The organism is Pseudomonas sp. Cab53 (genome assembly GCF_018325965.1).
GTDB classification, from domain to species: Bacteria; Pseudomonadota; Gammaproteobacteria; order Pseudomonadales; family Pseudomonadaceae; genus Aquipseudomonas; species Aquipseudomonas chlororaphis_E.
Genome location: NZ_AP021902.1, coordinates 1,026,233 through 1,043,750, shown reverse-complemented (window position 1 = coordinate 1,043,750; position 17,518 = coordinate 1,026,233). Strand labels below are relative to the sequence as shown.

15 protein-coding genes are annotated in these 17,518 nt (G+C 62.3%); 7 read left to right on the top strand and 8 right to left on the bottom strand.

Features of this window, described 5'->3' with window-relative positions:
• Positions 1–159 precede the first annotated feature (159 nt).
• Entirely contained in the window at positions 160–1,122 is a 963-nt protein-coding gene (trxB, locus tag KI241_RS04425; RefSeq protein WP_003205459.1) for a thioredoxin-disulfide reductase, read from the bottom strand.
• Between the two features lie 309 nt (positions 1,123–1,431).
• Here trxB and cysZ point away from each other — a divergent pair, with 309 nt between their 5' ends.
• Both cysZ and KI241_RS04415 read left to right on the top strand, forming a co-directional pair.
• Entirely contained in the window at positions 1,432–2,190 is a 759-nt protein-coding gene (gene cysZ, locus KI241_RS04420) for a sulfate transporter CysZ (RefSeq protein WP_042729392.1), read from the top strand.
• A gap of 37 nt (positions 2,191–2,227) precedes the next feature.
• Entirely contained in the window at positions 2,228–3,427 is a 1,200-nt protein-coding gene (locus KI241_RS04415; protein ID WP_212803418.1) for a glycosyltransferase family 1 protein, read from the top strand.
• Between the two features lie 131 nt (positions 3,428–3,558).
• Here the strand turns inward: KI241_RS04415 and KI241_RS04410 are convergent, their stop codons facing one another.
• The 3 genes from KI241_RS04410 to KI241_RS04400 form a co-directional block, all read right to left on the bottom strand.
• Positions 3,559–4,662 (bottom strand): NADH:flavin oxidoreductase, encoded by a 1,104-nt coding sequence (locus tag KI241_RS04410; RefSeq protein ID WP_042729394.1) that lies wholly within the window; start codon positions 4,660–4,662, stop codon positions 3,559–3,561.
• A gap of 241 nt (positions 4,663–4,903) precedes the next feature.
• Positions 4,904–5,386, bottom strand: coding sequence for a glutathione peroxidase (locus KI241_RS04405; RefSeq protein WP_047738275.1), 483 nt, complete (start codon positions 5,384–5,386; stop codon positions 4,904–4,906).
• Between the two features lie 115 nt (positions 5,387–5,501).
• A complete protein-coding gene (locus KI241_RS04400) occupies positions 5,502–5,987 on the bottom strand; it encodes a peptidylprolyl isomerase (RefSeq protein WP_047738276.1) in 486 nt (161 codons plus the stop codon).
• On the opposite strand from KI241_RS04400, the gene KI241_RS04395 reads away from it, so the two are divergent.
• From KI241_RS04395 to KI241_RS04385, 3 genes are all read left to right on the top strand, one after another.
• Positions 5,956–6,294 (top strand): DUF3565 domain-containing protein, encoded by a 339-nt coding sequence (locus tag KI241_RS04395; RefSeq protein WP_080964411.1) that lies wholly within the window; start codon positions 5,956–5,958, stop codon positions 6,292–6,294. The genes KI241_RS04400 and KI241_RS04395 overlap by 32 nt on opposite strands.
• A gap of 61 nt (positions 6,295–6,355) precedes the next feature.
• Entirely contained in the window at positions 6,356–8,455 is a 2,100-nt protein-coding gene (gene pta, locus KI241_RS04390) for a phosphate acetyltransferase (RefSeq protein ID WP_047738280.1), read from the top strand.
• Complete coding sequence (locus tag KI241_RS04385) at positions 8,456–9,364, top strand: acyltransferase (protein WP_042732317.1); 909 nt, start codon at positions 8,456–8,458, stop codon at positions 9,362–9,364. It begins immediately after the preceding gene.
• Positions 9,365–9,547: 183 nt separating this feature from the next.
• Here KI241_RS04385 and cysN read toward each other — a convergent pair whose 3' ends face one another.
• The 4 genes from cysN to KI241_RS04365 all read right to left on the bottom strand — a co-directional run bounded on the left by cysN (position 9,548) and on the right by KI241_RS04365 (position 13,889).
• Complete coding sequence (cysN, locus tag KI241_RS04380; RefSeq protein ID WP_042732316.1) at positions 9,548–11,446, bottom strand: sulfate adenylyltransferase subunit CysN; 1,899 nt, start codon at positions 11,444–11,446, stop codon at positions 9,548–9,550.
• A gap of 53 nt (positions 11,447–11,499) precedes the next feature.
• Complete coding sequence (locus KI241_RS04375) at positions 11,500–11,841, bottom strand: four helix bundle protein (protein ID WP_042732315.1); 342 nt, start codon at positions 11,839–11,841, stop codon at positions 11,500–11,502.
• 104 nt (positions 11,842–11,945) lie between these two features.
• The gene (cysD, locus tag KI241_RS04370; RefSeq protein WP_042732314.1) at positions 11,946–12,863 is read right to left on the bottom strand and encodes a sulfate adenylyltransferase subunit CysD; all 918 of its coding nucleotides are present in this window, start codon (positions 12,861–12,863) and stop codon (positions 11,946–11,948) included.
• 267 nt (positions 12,864–13,130) lie between these two features.
• The gene (locus KI241_RS04365) at positions 13,131–13,889 is read right to left on the bottom strand and encodes a Nif3-like dinuclear metal center hexameric protein (protein ID WP_042732518.1); all 759 of its coding nucleotides are present in this window, start codon (positions 13,887–13,889) and stop codon (positions 13,131–13,133) included.
• 104 nt (positions 13,890–13,993) lie between these two features.
• Here KI241_RS04365 and algW point away from each other — a divergent pair, with 104 nt between their 5' ends.
• Both algW and KI241_RS04355 read left to right on the top strand, forming a co-directional pair.
• The gene (algW, locus tag KI241_RS04360) at positions 13,994–15,154 is read left to right on the top strand and encodes a Do family serine endopeptidase AlgW (RefSeq protein WP_042732519.1); all 1,161 of its coding nucleotides are present in this window, start codon (positions 13,994–13,996) and stop codon (positions 15,152–15,154) included.
• A 254-nt stretch (positions 15,155–15,408) separates the two neighbouring features.
• The gene (locus KI241_RS04355) at positions 15,409–17,514 is read left to right on the top strand and encodes a TonB-dependent siderophore receptor (protein WP_042732520.1); all 2,106 of its coding nucleotides are present in this window, start codon (positions 15,409–15,411) and stop codon (positions 17,512–17,514) included.
• Positions 17,515–17,518 lie beyond the last annotated feature (4 nt).

The window sequence follows — 17,518 nt, the reverse complement described above, 5'->3', positions numbered from 1 at the left end:
TAACTTGTGGGAGCGGGCTTGCTCGCGAATGCGGTGGGTCAGCCAGCATAGGTTTGACTGACATACCGCATTCGCGAGCAAGCCCGCTCAAACAGGGGTTCGAGGAATGTCACCCACATGAAAAAACCGGCCGAAGCCGGTTTTTTTGTGCCCGATGAATCAGAACGAAGCGTTCTGCAGGCCGTCCAGGTAACGCTCGGTGTCCAGGGCCGCCATGCAGCCGGCGCCGGCCGAGGTGATGGCCTGGCGGTAGACGTGGTCGGCCACGTCGCCGGCCGCGAAGATGCCTTCGACGCTGGTGGCGGTGGCATTGCCGTCACGGCCACCCTTGACGACCAGGTAGCCGTCCTTGAGCTCCAGCTGGCCTTCGAACAGCGAAGTGTTCGGCGTGTGGCCGATGGCGATGAACACACCGTCGACCTTGATCTCGTCGAAACTGCCATCGTTGTTCTTCAGGCGTGCGCCGGTCACGCCCATGTTGTCGCCCAGCACTTCGTCCAGGGTCGCGTTGAGCTTGAGGATGATCTTGCCTTCGGCAACGCGGGCGTTGAGCTTGTCGATCAGGATCTTCTCGGCGCGGAAGGTTTCACGACGGTGGATCAGGGTGACCGTGCTGGCGATGTTGGCCAGGTACAAGGCTTCCTCGACAGCGGTGTTGCCGCCGCCGACCACTGCCACGGGTTTGTTGCGATAGAAGAAACCGTCGCAGGTGGCGCAGGCGGAAACACCCTTGCCCATGAAGGCTTCTTCCGATGGCAGGCCCAGGTAGCGCGCGCTGGCACCGGTGGCGATGATCAGGGCATCGCACGTGTAGGTCGCGCTGTCACCGGTCAGGGTGTAGGGCTTGGCGGCAAAGTCCACGGCGTTGATGTGATCGAAAACGATCTCGGTTTCGAAGCGCTCGGCGTGTTCTTTCATGCGCTCCATCAGGGCCGGGCCGGTCAGGCCGTGGACATCGCCCGGCCAGTTGTCGACTTCGGTGGTGGTGGTCAATTGACCGCCGGCCTGCATGCCGGTGATCAGCAGCGGCTTGAGGTTGGCACGGGCGGCATAGACAGCAGCGCTGTAACCGGCAGGGCCGGAACCGAGGATAATCACTCGCGAATGACGGACTTCAGACATGACCTGCTCCTGTTGACCGGACCCTGCGGCCCGGAACGCCGGGTGAGCGGCGTGAATAAAAAAGACCGTTGACGCACTTGGGGAAGGCTGGGTTCGACGGTCCTGAAAAAGAATGGGTGCAGCGTATCGAGGGAGCGAAGATTAAGGAAATACGGTTTAACAATCCAGCTCATAGGTGAGCTCTATTCGCAATGGTCGCTCCAATAGCAGCGGTTGTGGCCTGAAACGTTGTTACACGCCATGTCGCCGCTTTCGCGCGCCAGACAAAGTCGGTAAGGTCGGCGCGATCAACTTCGTTCGGAGCTCCTCATGCCCGCCCCTGTCCTGTCCGGCCCGCAATACCTGCAAGAAGGCCTCAAGCTGGTCTTGAGCCCGGGCCTGCGCCTGTTCGTCCTGTTGCCGTTGGCCATCAACCTGGTGCTGTTCGTCGGGCTGATCTACCTGGCCGGCCACCAGTTCAGCCTGTGGGTCGACACCCTGATGCCCTCGCTGCCAGAGTGGCTGGGCTTCCTCAGCTACATTCTCTGGCCGTTGTTCGTGGTACTGGTGGTGCTGATGGTGTTCTTCACCTTCACCCTACTCGCCAACATCATCGCCGCGCCGTTCAACGGTTTTCTCGCGGAAAAGGTCGAGGTGGTCATCCGTGGCACCGATGACTTCCCGGCATTCAGCTGGGGTGAGCTGATCGCAATGGTTCCTCGCACCTTCGCCCGGGAGGCGCGCAAGCTCGGCTATTTCCTGCCCCGCGCCCTGGGGCTGTTCGTGCTGTCGTTCATTCCGGTGGTCAACCTGGTAGCCGCCCCGCTGTGGCTGCTGTTCGGGGTGTGGATGATGGCGATCCAGTACATCGACTACCCGGCGGACAACCACAAGCTGGGCTGGAACGAAATGCTCGCCTGGCTGCGGCAGAAGCGCTGGCAGAGCCTGGGCTTTGGCGGCAGCGTTTACCTGGCGCTGCTGATCCCCGTGGTCAACATCCTGATGATGCCGGCGGCCGTGGCCGGGGCGACCTTGTTCTGGGTGCGCGAGCAAGGGGCCGAAACCGCGTTGGCGCGGCAGGTCCCTTAAGGTCACAAATCCATCATCCTGACGTCACAATGACGACATGGCCCCGGTCGACACTGGGGTCATGACCACACACCTGCACATCACCCTCATCACTGAAACCTTCCCGCCGGAAATCAATGGTGTGGCCAATACCCTGGGCCGTCTGTACGACGGTTTGTGCGCCCGAGGGCACCGGGTCGAGCTGATCCGTCCCCGCCAGGGCGACGACCAGCGCCAGGCCAGTGACGAGCAATTGCTGTTGTGCCGGGGCTGGCCGCTGCCGGGTTATCCGGGCCTGCAGTGGGGCCAGGCGTCGATGCACAAGCTGCTGCGGCGCTGGAAACGTCACCGTCCCGACGTGCTGTACATCGCCACCGAAGGCCCGCTTGGGCTAGCCGCGTTGCGGGCGGCGCGGCGCCTGGGGATCGCGGTGGTCAGTGGTTTCCACACCAATTTCCAGCAGTACACCCAGCAATACGGGCTCGGGCTGTTGAGCCGCGTACTCACGCATTACCTGCGCTGGTTTCATAATCGCTCCCACCTGACCCTCGTCCCCAGCCTCAGCCAGCGCCTGGAGCTGGAACGGCGGCACTTCGAACGCGTGGCATTGTTGTCGCGGGGTGTGGACAGCCAGCTGTTTCACCCGATAAAGCGCTCGGCCAGCCTGCGCGAGGCCTGGGGCCTGGGCGATGACGACATGGCAGTGATTCATGTCGGACGCCTGGCGCCGGAGAAGAACCTCGGCTTGCTCAAGCGCAGTTTCGACAGGCTGCGCAGGACATTCCCAGAGCGGCGGATGAAGCTGGTGGTGATCGGCGATGGCCCGCAACGCGCCGAACTGGAACAGGCATTGCCCGAGGCGATTTTCTGCGGTTCGCAACGTGGCGAAACGCTGGCCAGCCACTATGCCTCGGGAGACCTGTTTGTCTTCCCGAGCCTGACCGAAACCTTCGGCAACGTGGTGCTCGAAGCGCTGGCGTCGGGGTTGGGCGTGGTGGCCTATGACCAGGCCGCGGCGGCCCAGCACATTCGTCACGGCTATAACGGCGTGCTGGCGATGCCAGGGGATGAAGAGGCGTTCTGCGAGGCCGCCTGTTGGTTGCTGGAGGGTCGCGAGAACTTGCGCTGTGTGAGGCTCAATGCCCGCCAGCATGCCAGCCGCCAGGGTTGGACGGCCGTGATCGAGCAGTTCGAGGCGCAGTTGCGCGGGGCTTGCATGACTGAGCAGGTGATACCTGCCACCTCGACAATGCGTTAGTCCCAGGTGCCGTGCAGATCGCCATCGCGAGCTCGCTCCCACAAGGGATCCTGGTCGCGGACAAGGTAGGTGTCCGCCAGAGATCAGTGTGGGAGCGAGCTTGCTCGCGATAGCGTCAGTTCAGTCAGTACTTAAACCAAGGTCATCAACGCGTCGCGGCTGAACGGCAGGATCTCCTGCTCGCGGCCGTCGCGAACTTTTTGCGCCCAGTCCGGATCCACCAGCAACGCACGCCCCACCGCCACCAGGTCGAACTCATCGTTGTTCAGGCGCTCCAGCAACTTCTCCAGGCTGGCGGGCTGGGCGACCTTGTCGGTGTTGACCATGAACTGCAGGAACTCGCCATCCAGGCCGACGCTGCCCACGGTAATGGTCGGCTTGCCGGTGAGCTTGCGGGTCCAGCCGGCCAGGTTCAGCTCGGAGCCTTCGAATTCCGGTTCCCAGAAACGCCGCGTCGAGCAGTGGAAAATGTCCACGCCGGCGTCGGACAACGGCTTGAGGAATTCGCCCAACGCCTGCGGCGTCTGCACCAGGCGGGCGGTGTAGTCCTGCTGTTTCCATTGGGAAAAACGGAAGATGATCGGGAAGCCCTCGCCCACCGCCGCGCGCACGGCACGGATCAGCTCGATCGCGAAGCGCGAACGGTTGGCCAGGCTGCCACCGTAACCGTCGGTACGCTGGTTGCTGCCCTCCCAGAAGAACTGGTCCACCAGGTAGCCATGGGCTCCGTGGATCTCCACACCGTCCATGCCGATGGCCTGGGCATCCTTCGCGGCCTGAGCGAATGCGGCAACGACCTCGTCGATGTCCGCCTGGGTCATGCCATGGACCACCACCTGGCCGTCCTTGAGTTTTTCGGTCGGCCCGTAGCCCGGCACGCTGGCATCCGGCTCGGTCCCGATGCGGCGCACACTGCCCACATGCCACAGTTGCGGAACGATCTTGCCACCTTCGGCATGTACCGCGTCGACCACCTGCTTCCAACCGGCCAGCGCGGCGTCACCGTAGAAATGCGGCACGTGGGGATAACCGTTGGAAGCCTTGTGCCCGACCGTGGTGCCCTCGGTGATGATCAGGCCGACGCCGGCGGCTGCGCGGCGGCGGTAGTACTCGACCACCTTGGCATTCGGCACCCCGCCCGGCGAGAAGGAACGGGTCATCGGCGCCATCACGACCCGGGTCGGCAGCTCCAATGCGCCGAGGTGGAAAGGTTTGAACAGGGCTTTTACAGGCATGGGGGCACTCCACGGGGACAAGGTCGCAGGTCAATATGACGGGGATAATATGCAGCGTGGCGCTGGCTGGGTAGCACTATTGATTGGAGTGATTAAGGATCAGAAGGGAGCACTGAGGTTTACTCAATCATGAACCCCGTGGTGAGGGAGCTTGCTCCCGCTGGGCTGCGTAGCCGCCCGTTTTTTGGCGGTTGCCGCGCAACCGAGCGGGAGCAAGCTCCCTCGCCACAGGGGCCGGGCTTCAACCCAATGCTTTTTCGATGGCCTGGATCACCGCGGGGTCATCCGGCGCCGTGCGCGGCGAGAAGCGGGCCAGCACGCGGCCGTCCTTACCCAGCAGGAATTTCTCGAAGTTCCAGGTGATGTCGCCGGGAAACTCGGCACCCTCGCCCGCCAGCAGGCGATACAACTGATGGCGGTCATGACCGTTCACTTCCAGCTTGCTGGACAACGGGAATGTGACGCCATAGTTAAGGCTGCAGAAGTCCTGGATCTCCTGCTCGGTCCCGGGTTCTTGCCCGGCGAACTGGTTGCAGGGCAGCCCCAGTACGCTGAAGCCCCGGTCCTTGAATTGCTGGTGGAGGTTTTCCAACGCGGCGTACTGAGGCGTCAGGCCACATTTGGAGGCGACGTTGACCACCAGCACGACTTGCCCCTTGAACGGCGCCAGAGGAAGCTCCTGACCATCCAGAGCTTTCAGTTTAAGGTCGTGGAAAGCACTCATGACGAACTCCAGGTTTGCAGGTCTTTTCGAAACAGCCACGGTCGATGCTAACAGCAACCGACCAAAAAAGGCGCCTCACGGCGCCTTTTCAGTTCTCTGAGCGTAGCGCAGAAAATCAGTGGTGATGACCACCTTCGCCATGGACGTGACCATGGGCCACTTCTTCCTGGCTGGCGTCACGGATGTCGACGACCTTGACCTTGAAGTTCAGGCGCTGGCCGGCCAGCGGGTGGTTGCCGTCGACAGTCACGTCGTCGCCTTCCAGATCGCGAATGGTGACGATCTGCATCTGGCCATCGGGGGCCGATGCGTGGAACTGCATGCCCACTTCCAGCTCGTCGACGCCTTCGAACATGCTGCGGCTCAGGGTGCTGACCAGTTCGGCGGAGTACTCGCCATAGGCATCTTCCGGCTCGACGGTCACGTTCAGCTCGTCACCGGTGGTTTTACCTTCCAGGGCTTTTTCCAGGCCCTGGATGATGTTGCCTGCACCGTGCAGGTAGACCAGCGGTGCGCCGCCGGCAGAGCTGTCGATGACCTCACCAGCGTCGTTGGTCAGGGTATAGTCGATGGAGACAGCCTTATTGGCGGCGATCAGCATGGGGCGAGACCTTTTGCATAAGAATGAAGAACGGACAAGTCTAAACAAGGATTTGCCCGAAAGCGAACGGAACCCGGACAAACGGACCTGCGCGGCCAGACCGACGGTCAGCGGTTTCCACCAGGACGAGGACGGGCACTGGGTGGCCGAGCTGTCCTGCGGGCATACCCAGCATCTGCGCCACCAGCCGCCCTGGCAATCCCGGGCCTGGGTCCTGGACCCGGCGCAACGTATTGAAAAAATAGGCCAGCCCTTTGATTGCGGCTGGTGCGCGCAGGCCCCCGTTAGCGATAACCTTGGCGACTGAATTTCACGGCAGACGGCCAGACATAGGCCTCGCCCTTGCCATGCACCCTTAGAGAACCCGCATGCAAACTTTTTTTATCGCGCCCACCGATTTTGGCGTGGGTCTGACCTCCATCAGCCTCGGGCTGGTGCGTACCCTCGAACGGGCCGGGTTGAAAGTCGGCTTTTTCAAACCCATTGCCCAGCCGCACCCCGGCGACACCGGGCCGGAGCGCTCGACCGAACTGGTGGCGCGCACCCATGGTCTGAAACCGCCACAACCCCTGGGCCTGGCCCACGTCGAACGCATGCTTGGCGACGGCCAGCTCGATGAGCTGCTGGAAGAAATCATCACCCTGTACCAGCAGGCCGCCATCGGCAAGGACGTGCTGGTGGTCGAAGGCATGGTCCCGACCCGCAACGCCAGCTACGCCGCCCGGGTCAACCTGCACCTGGCCAAGAGCCTGGACGCCGAAGTCATCCTGGTATCGGCGCCGGAAAACGAAGTGCTGACCGAGCTGTCCGGCCGGGTTGAGTTGCAGGCGCAATTGTTCGGCGGGCCGAAAGACCCGAAAGTGCTCGGCGTGATCCTGAACAAGGTCCGCACCGAGGAAAGCATGGACGCCTTCTCCGCCCGCCTCAAGGAACACTCTCCCCTGCTGCGCAGCGGCGATTTCCGCCTGCTGGGCTGCATCCCGTTTCGTCCGGAACTCAATGCGCCGCGTACCCGCGACGTGGCCGACCTGATGGGCGCGCAGGTGCTCAATGCCGGCGACTACGAAAGCCGGCGCATGAGCAACATCATCATTTGCGCCCGGACCATGCGCAACACCGTGGAACTGCTCAAGCCCGGCGTGCTGGTGGTCACCCCCGGCGATCGCGACGACATCATCCTGGCGGTGAGCCTGGCCGCCATCAACGGCGTGCCGCTGGCCGGCCTGTTGCTGACCAGCGACACCCTGCCCGACCCACGCATCATGGACTTGTGTCGCGGCGCCTTGCAGGCCGGCCTGCCGGTGCTGTCGGTGAGCACCGGCTCCTACGACACCGCCAACCTGCTCAACGGCCTGAACAAGGAAATCCCGATCGACGACCGCGAGCGCGCCGAGATCATCACCGACTTCGTCGCCAGCCACCTGGACGCCAACTGGCTGCACCAGCGCTGCGGCACGCCACGGGAGATGCGCCTGTCGCCTGCCGTGTTCCGCTACCAATTGATCCAGCGCGCCCAGGCCGCCAACAAGCGCATCGTCCTGCCCGAAGGCAGCGAGCCGCTGACCGTCCAGGCCGCCGCCATTTGCCAGGCCCGGGGCATCGCCCGCTGCGTGCTGCTGGCCAAGCCGGCCGACGTCGAAGCCGTGGCCCGTGCCCAAGGCATCGAACTGCCGCCGGGGCTGGAGATTCTCGACCCGGACTCGATCCGCGAGCGCTATGTCGAGCCCATGGTGCGACTGCGCAAGAGCAAGAGCCTGAACGCGCCAATGGCCGAGCAGCAACTGGAAGACACCGTGGTGATCGGCACCATGATGCTGGCGCTCGATGAAGTGGACGGGCTGGTGTCCGGCGTCATCCACTCCACCGCCAACACCATCCGCCCGGCGCTGCAATTGATCAAGACCGCGCCGGGTTGCTCCCTGGTGTCCTCGGTGTTCTTCATGCTGTTTCCCGAGGAAGTGCTGGTCTATGGCGACTGCGTGATGAACCCGCACCCCAGTGCCGCGGAACTGGCGGAGATCGCCCTGCAGAGCGCCGACTCGGCCGCCGCGTTCGGCATCACGCCACGGGTGGCGATGCTCAGTTACTCCAGCGGCGAATCGGCCAGTGGTGAGGAAGTCGAGAAAGTCCGCGAAGCCACGCTGTTGGCCCACGAGGCGCAACATGGCCTGCTGATCGACGGCCCGCTGCAGTACGACGCCGCCGCCAACGAAACCGTGGCGCGGCAACTGGCGCCCAATAGCCAGGTGGCCGGCCGGGCGACGGTGTTCATCTTCCCGGATCTGAACACCGGCAACACCACCCACAAGGCCGTACAGCGCAGCGCCGACTGCGTCAGCCTCGGCCCGATGCTGCAAGGCCTGCGCAAGCCGGTGAACGACTTGCCGCGCGGTGCCCAGGTCGACGACATCGTGTACACCATCGCCCTGACCGCGATCCAAGCCGCCAACCGACCCATGGACATTTAAATGCTGGATTTCCTGCCTGCCCCGGTACGCGGCGTCATCGCCTCGCTGCTGCTGGCCCTCAATACCATTGTCTGCTGCACACCGCTGTTCATCGTAGCGATCTTCAAGTTGCTGCTGCCCTTCCCCGTCGCCCAGCGCTTCACCAACTGGCTGATGAGCCATATCCATGAAGCCTGGATCAGCAACAACAAGGCCTGGATGAACCTGCTGCGCCGCACCCGCTGGCACCTCAGTGGCCTGGAGGGCCTGGACTACCAGCACTCGTACCTGATCACCAGCAACCACCAGAGCTGGGTCGACATCATGGTGTTGCAGTACGTGCTGAACCGTCGTGTGCGTCCGTTGAAGTTCTTCCTCAAGCAGGAGCTGATCTGGGTGCCAGTGATCGGCCTGGCCTGGTGGGCGCTGGGGTTCCCGTTCATGAAGCGCTACTCCAAGGCTTATCTGGAGAAGTACCCGGAAAAGAAAGGCAAGGACCTGGAAACCACCCGCAAGACCTGCGCGAAGTTTCGCGACAATCCGGTGGGTATTTTCAATTTTGTCGAAGGCACGCGTTTCACCGAAGGCAAGCATGCCCAGCAGCAGTCACCGTTCCGCTACCTGCTCAAGCCCAAGGCCGGCGGCATCGCGTTCGTGCTGGATGCCATGGGTGAGCAACTGGAGTCGATCATCAACGTGACCATCCACTACCCCGGCGGTCGCCCGGGGTATTGGGACCTGCTGTGCGGCAACGTTGCCGAGGTGGTCGTGCACTTCCAGGAACTGAAGATCCCACCCCAGTTCATCGGCAAGAGCTACGACCTGGACGGCGTGTATCGCCTGGAGTTCCAAGGCTGGATCAACCAGTTGTGGCAGGACAAGGATGCGTTGCTGGAACAGATGCATCGGGAACATCCCGCCAAGTCTTGAGGTGGCTGCACTGGCCTCATCGCGAGCAAGCTCGCTCCCACAGGGATCGGTGTGAACGCCGGCTCTGTATTCACTGACAATCCCCTGTGGGAGCGAGCTTGCTCGCGATAGCACCCCTCCAGACAACAAAAAAAGCCCGCCGATGATCGCTCATCGGCGGGCTTTTTGTTGGCCAGCGCGGTGTCAGATCGCGCCGCGGCTGCGCAGCAGGTCCAGCACTTGCTTGACGCTTTCTTCCAGGGTCAGTGCCTGGGTGTCGATCACCAGGTCGGCATCCAGCGGCACGTCATACGGGAAGGACTCGCCCGGGATGTTGTCGCCGGCGGCGGCATACAGCCCTTGCGGGTCACGCTGGGCACACACGCTCGGCGAGGCCTGGACGTAGACCGTCAGCAGACGCTCCTTGCCGATCAGGTCCTTGGCCTGCTCACGCCCTTCGGCACTCGGCGCCACGAACGCCGCCAGGGTCAACAGGCCGGCTTCGTTGAACTGACGGGCGACGTGGGCCGCACGACGCCAATTCTCGGTGCGTCCGGCGCGGTCTTGCGGCAGGCCCTTGTTCAGGTCGTGACGCAGGTTCTGGCCGTCGAGCACGAACACCGCGCGTCCCGAGTCGAACAGCTTGCGCTCCACGGCATAGGCCAGCGTGCTCTTGCCAGCGCCCGACAGGCCACTGAACAGGACGGTGGCCGGCTTCTGGCCGAAACGCTGGGCGCGCTCTTCCACCGACACGTGGGCCAGCTTGCCGTGATGGGTGCTGCTGCCGTGGGCCAATGGCTGGGCCACGATCATGCCGGCACCGACGGTGCCGTTGGTCAGGCGATCGATGACGATGAACGCGCCGGTGGTGCGGTTGCTCTCGTAGCCGTCCAGAGCGATCGGTGCATCCAGGGCGATCTTCACCTTGCCGATTTCGTTGAGCTGCAACGCGCTGGCCGGCCCCTCTTCCAGGGTGTTCACGTCCACCTTGTTGACGATGCTGGCAATCGAGCCCGGCACGTAGCTGGTGGCCCGCTTGATGTCGTATTTCTTGCCCGGCAACATCGGTTCTTCAGCCATCCACACCAGCATCGCTTCGAAGCTGTCGGTGACCGGCGGCACATTGTCGGCATGCACCAGCAGGTCGCCGCGGGAGATGTCGATCTCGTCTTCCATGGTCAGCGTCACCGCCTGGCCAGGACCGGCCTGCTCCAGCTCACCTTCGAAGGTGACGATGGACTTGACCCGGCTGCTCTTGCCCGAAGGCAACACCACCACTTCGTCGCCCTTGTGCACGATGCCGCTGGCCAGGGTGCCGGCGAAACCGCGGAAGTTCAGGTTCGGACGGTTGACGTATTGCACCGGGAAGCGCAGGTCGGTGAAGTTACGGTCGCCCGCCACTTCCACGGTCTCGAGGATTTCCATCAGCGACTGGCCGGTGTACCACGGCGAGCGCTCGGACTTGTTCACCACGTTGTCGCCCTTGAGGGCCGACATCGGTACGAAATGCATGCTCGTGGGCTTCATCTTCAAGCCTTCGGCGAACTGCAGGTAGTCGGCCTTGATCGACTCGAACACGCCCTGGTCGAAGTCCTTGAGGTCCATCTTGTTGATGGCCACGACGATATGCTTGATGCCCAGCAACGAGGCGATGAAGCTGTGGCGACGGGTCTGGGTCTGCACGCCGTAGCGCGCGTCCACCAGGATGATCGCCAGGTCACAGGTGGACGCACCGGTGGCCATGTTGCGGGTGTACTGCTCATGGCCGGGGGTGTCGGCGATGATGAACTTACGCTTGGCGGTGGAGAAATAACGGTACGCGACGTCGATGGTGATGCCTTGCTCACGCTCGGCCTGCAAGCCGTCGACCAGCAACGCCAGGTCGATGTCGTCGCCGGTGGTGCCGACTTTCTTCGAATCGCGGGTAATGGCTTCCAGGTGATCTTCGTAGATCATCTTGGAGTCGTGCAGCAGACGCCCGATCAGGGTGCTCTTGCCGTCGTCGACGTTGCCGCAGGTCAGAAAGCGCAGCAATTCCTTGCGCTCGTGCTGGCCCAGGTAGGCGAGGATGTCCTCGCTGATCAAATCAGATTGATGGCTCATTGCATTCAAGCTCCGAGCTGTAAGCTTCAAGCGGCAAGCTTGTCGGCGTACAGCTAGTCAGAAATTTTATTGATCAACCCGCCTAGCATCCTAGAGAGCTCTCGGGTTTCTTTAATCCAATTTTCAGCCAGTGGTTCTGCAATATAAGCAATATCTCGGGCTATCAGGATCTGGGTGCGCAACTCTCCACAAGAAGCCTTCGCCATCCAGAGAAAGTGGATCTTTTCCTTGGAACTCCGACGCTCCATGCCTTCAGCAACATTGGAAGGCACTGAAAGTGCAGAACGGGTGATTTGGTCCTTGAATCCAAAATCCCCGCATCGCGCAAACTCTCGATAAATCCCCACCGCCAAACATTTGCTTCGCTGCCAGACAATCAACTTCTCGAAATCCATTACGAGTCACCCAATCGCGGCTCGCAACAACCGGCTGCAAGCACCAAGCTGCGAAGTTACGCATACCGCCTCTAACTTGCAGCTTGCCGCTTGTAACTCGAAGCTTAAAAGTACCCCTGACGTTTCTTATCTTCCATCGAGCCTGCGCCATCGTGGTCGATGACCCGGCCCTGGCGCTCGGAAGTTCGCGTCAGGAGCATTTCCTGAATGATGTCCGTCAGGCTTTCGGCCTCGGACTCCACCGCGCCCGTCAACGGGTAGCAGCCAAGGGTACGGAAACGCACTTTCTTCTTGACGATACGGGCTTTGTCCTCGTCGGAAAGGTGCTCGAGGATGCGCTCGTCGTCGATCATGATCAGGGTGCCGTTCTTCTCGATCACTTCACGCTCGGCGGCGAAGTACAGCGGCACGATCGGGATGCCTTCGAGGTAGATGTACTGCCAGATGTCCAGCTCGGTCCAGTTCGACAGCGGGAACACGCGGATCGACTCGCCTTTGTTGACCTTGCCGTTGTAGACGTTCCACAGCTCCGGGCGCTGGTTCTTCGGGTCCCAGCGGTGCTTGCTGTCACGGAACGAGTAGACGCGCTCCTTGGCGCGGGATTTCTCTTCGTCGCGACGGGCACCGCCGAACGCGGCGTCGAAACCATGCTTGTCCAGCGCCTGCTTGAGGCCCTGGGTCTTCATGATGTCGGTGTGCTTGGCGCTGCCGTGGGTAAATGGGTTGATGCCCTGTGCCACGCCCTCGGGGTTCACATGGGTGATCAGGTCCAGGCCCATTTCCTCGACCATGCGATCGCGGAACTTGTACATCTCCTGGAATTTCCAGCGGGTATCGACGTGCATCACCGGAAACGGCAGCTTGCCAGGGAAAAACGCCTTGCGTGCCAGGTGCAGCATTACGGCGGAGTCTTTGCCGATGGAGTACAGCATCACCGGGTTATCGAACTCGGCGGCCACCTCGCGGATGATGTGGATGCTTTCCGCCTCCAGCTGTTTCAGGTGCGTCAGTTTGTCGACCATGGCTACTCACGAAAACTATCTTATGAACGGCCAGCGGGCCGTGTTCGAGCGGGGAATCCTAGCACAGCGACCTCTTCTAATCAGGGCGCCAACTAGATCGAAACAGCATATGGATATGCCTGGCTGTTCGGGTGTTGCATGAACCTTTGTGGGAGCGGGCTTGCTCGCGAAGGCGGTGGATCAGTTGCCTGAAGTGTTGACTGGTATAGCGACTTCGCGAGCAAGCCCGCTCCCACACAAGCGCGCTTCAACAGGGGTTACAAACTGTCAGATCGGATTCGGGCAATCTACGAAGATGTGCTCCAGGGCAAACCGGCGCGCCAGGTAGTCGCCCAAGGCCTGGACGCCGTAGCGCTCGGTCGCATGATGGCCGGCGGCGATGAAGCTGATGCCGTTTTCCCGGGCGCTGTGGAAGGTCTGCTCCGAGGCTTCGCCGCTGAGGTACAGGTCAACCCCGGCCAGCACCGCCTGATCGATATAGCCCTGGCCACCACCGGTGCACCAGCCGACTCGCCGGATCATCGACTCACCTTCGATCAGCAGGGGTTCGCGGCCCATGGCCTCCTGGACCTTGCGGGCGAAATCCCGGGCGGTCATGGGCTCGGCCAGGGAGCCCACCAGGCCGACGACCTTGGGGTTGTCCGGGTCCAGCGGCCCCTCGACCGTGATATCCAGTTGGCGAGCCAGTTGCACGTTGTTGCCGACCTCCGGGTGCAGGTCCAGGGGCAAGTGATAGGCCAGCAGGCTGATGTCGTGCTTGAGCAGGGTTTTCAAGCGACGCTGCTTCATGCCCGTGACGCAGGGGTTCTCGCCCTTCCAGAAGTAACCGTGGTGCACCAGCACCAGGTCGGCGCTGGCTTCCACGGCCGCCTCGAGCAACGCCTGGCTGGCCGTGACACCGCTGACAATGCGCATCACCTGGGGCGCGCCTTCAACCTGCAGGCCGTTGGGGCAATAATCGGCAATCCTGTTGCTTGCCAGGTAGCGGTCCGCTTCTTCGACCAGGGTGCTCAGGGCGACGGCCATGAAAAGACTCCTAAATATCCCGTTCAGAGGCGCGCGCGGCCTCGTATAATGCGCGACATTATGGGCGGTCCCATACCGCCTGCAACCTTTGTAGGACATGCTTAATGCTCAAGGCGCTGCGTTTTTCCGGCTGGCCGCTGTTGGCCGGCGTGCTTGTCGCTCTATTGATTATCCAGCGCTACCCGGAATGGGTCGGCCTGCCGAGCCTCGATGTCAACCTGCAGCAGGCGCCGCAACCCAAGACCCTGTTGCAGGGCCCGGTGTCCTATGCAGACGCCGTCACCACCGCGGCGCCGGCGGTGGTCAACCTGTACACCACCAAGGTCATCAACAAGCCCAGCCACCCGCTGTTCGAGGACCCGCAGTTCCGGCGCTTCTTCGGTGATAACTCGCCCAAGCAGAAGCGCATGGAGTCGAGCCTGGGCTCGGGCGTGATCATGAGCCCCGAAGGCTACCTGCTGACCAACAACCACGTGACCAGCGGCGCCGACCAGATCGTGGTCGCCCTCAAGGATGGCCGCGAAACCCTGGCCCGCGTGATCGGCAGCGACCCGGAAACCGATCTCGCGGTGCTGAAGATCGACCTGAAGAACCTGCCGGCCATCACCATCGGCCGTTCCGACAGCATCCGCATCGGCGACGTCGCCCTGGCCATCGGCAACCCGTTCGGGGTCGGCCAGACCGTGACCATGGGCATCATCAGCGCCACCGGCCGCAACCAGCTGGGCCTGAACAACTACGAAGACTTCATCCAGACCGACGCCGCCATCAACCCCGGCAACTCCGGCGGCGCGCTGGTGGACGCCAACGGCAACCTCACGGGGATCAACACGGCGATCTTCTCCAAGTCCGGCGGCAGCCAGGGCATTGGCTTCGCGATCCCGGTGAAACTGGCGATGGAAGTGATGAAGTCCATCATCGAACACGGCCAGGTGATTCGCGGCTGGCTGGGCATCGAAGTCCAGCCACTGACCCAGGAATTGGCGGAGTCCTTCGGCTTGTCGGGACGGCCAGGCATCGTGGTCGCGGGGATTTTCCGCGACGGCCCGGCGCAGAAGGCCGGCTTGCAACTGGGTGACGTGATCCTGAGCATCGACGGCGAACCAGCCGGCGACGGCCGCCGCTCGATGAACCAGGTGGCGCGGATCAAGCCCACCGACAAAGTCACCATCCAGGTGATGCGCAACGGCAAGGAGCTCAAGCTCACCGCCGAAATCGGCCTGCGCCCACCGCCCGCGCCAGTGGCCGTCAAAGAAGAGCAGTAGCCCGCTCAAATCCCCTTTGTGGCGAGGGGATTTATCTGTGGCGAGGGGATTCATCCCCGTTGGGCTGCGCAGCAGCCCCCTTGAACCCTCAAACTGATCGTATGGCCTCCCGGGCTGCTTCGCAGCCCAACGGGAGCAAGCTCCCTCGCCACGAAGAACCTGGCAGCTTGCGATTTCGTGTTAAATCATGGATAGCATAAATTCTCATTAGTAGTGTTATATTGTTTCAATTAAGGAAATTGGAACAACATAACATGTCATCTTTAAAACGGATTTCTTTCGTCAGCCTGGCCTTCGGCCTGTTGGGCGATCCAGCCCTCGCTGAAGAACCCCAGCCCCTGGAACTGGACGCCATCACCGTCACGTCCGATTACGAATCGCCCTCCGGCCCCGTCAAGGGCTATCGTGCCACTCGCTCGGCCAGCGCCACCAAAACCGACACGGCCCTGCGCGACATCCCCCAATCGATCAGTGTGATTCCCGCCAGCGTGCTCAAGGACCTGGGCAGCACCCAGGTGGAGCGGGCGTTGGAATATGCGGGGGGCGTGTCGAAACAGAACAACTTCGGTGGCCTGACGCTCTACGAATACAGCGTGCGCGGCTTCACCACCTCGGAGTTCTACAAGGACGGCTTCAGCGCCAACCGGGGTTACCCAAGCACACCAGACACGGCCAACATCGAACGCATCGAAGTGCTCAAAGGCCCGGCGGCGAGCCTGTATGGACGCGGCGATCCCGGCGGCACGGTGAACATCGTCACCAAAAAGCCCCAGCCAGACGCCTTCACCACCCTGCAAGCCAGCGCCGGCAGTTGGGATCGCTACCGCACCGCGCTGGACGTCAACAAACCGCTGGATGCCGAGGGCAACCTGTTGTCGCGGGTCAATCTGGCGATCGAGGACAACCACAGCTTTCGCGACCACGTCGACGGCCAGCGGGTGTTCGTCGCCCCCACGCTCAGTTGGCAACTGAACCCCGACACCCGCTTGCTGCTGGAAAGTGAAATCGTGCGCCACCGTTCGACCTTCGACCGCGGCATCGTCGCCCCGGACAATCGCTGGAGTGGCGTTTCGCGCTCGACTTTCCTGGGCGAACCCAACGACGGTGACATCGACAACCACAACAACATGCTCCAGGCCGCCCTCGAACATCAGCTCAACGACGCGTGGCAAGTGCGCCTGGCCAGTCATTACAAGCAAGGCGAACTCTGGGGCTTTGCCTCCGAAGCACGCCCGCTGAATGCCGACGGCCACACCGTCAATCGCCGCTACCGCGAGCGGGACAACGACTGGCATGACAGCATCACCCAGTTGGAACTGCGCGGCCTGTTCGACCTCGGGCCCTGGCAGCATGAACTGCTGATCGGCGGCGAGTACGAGGATTATCGCAAGAACGAACGCGTCACCACCGTCAACGGGGGCGCTTACCCCATCGACCTCTACCACCCCGTCTACGGTCAGCCAAAACCCAACGGGCTGCGCACCGGCACGGACTTCTTCGAACGCGTGCAAAGCCGCGCGCTGAGCCTCCAGGACCAGATCGTCTTCACCGACCGGTTGCGGGGCATGATCGGCATGCGCTACGAACACTTCGAACAGCACATCGACGATCACACCACGCGCGTCACCCGGCGCCAACGCCACGACGCCCTGACGCAACGGGCCGGCCTGTTGTACCAACTGACACCTGAAGTCGGGTTGTTCGCCAATGCATCCACTTCGTTCAAGCCCAACAACGGCCTGGATGCCCAGGGAAAATCTTTCAACCCCGAGGAAGGCACCGGCTATGAAGTCGGGCTCAAGAGCGAGTTGTTCGAAGGTCGCCTGAGCACCACCCTGGCGGCGTTCCATATCGAAAAGGAAAACGTCCTGGCCCTCGACCCGGGCACCGACACCAGCCGTGCCATGGGCAAGGCCCGCAGTCAGGGCATCGATCTGCAAGTTACCGGGCAGTTGACCGACGCCATCCGGGTGATCGGCGCCTTCGCCTACATCGATGCCGAAGTGACCCGAGGTGACGAAACCATTCCCACCGGCAGCCGGATCCTCGGCGTTGCCAAGCGCAGCGGCAGCCTGCTGGGGGTGTATGAATTCCAGGATGGGCGACTGCGGGGCTCGGACGTCGGTGCGGCGTTCACCTACGTCGGCGATCGCTCAGGCGAAGCCGGCGGCGACTTCCAATTGCCGGCCTACCACACCGTGGACCTGCTGGCGCATTACAAGGCCAGCGAGACCGTCACCGTGGGTCTGAACCTGAACAACGTCTTCGACGAAAAATACTACGAACGCGCCTACAGCAACTATTGGGTCAACCCCGGCGAGCCGCGCAACTTCACCGTCAGCCTCACCCTCGACCTGTAAAGGA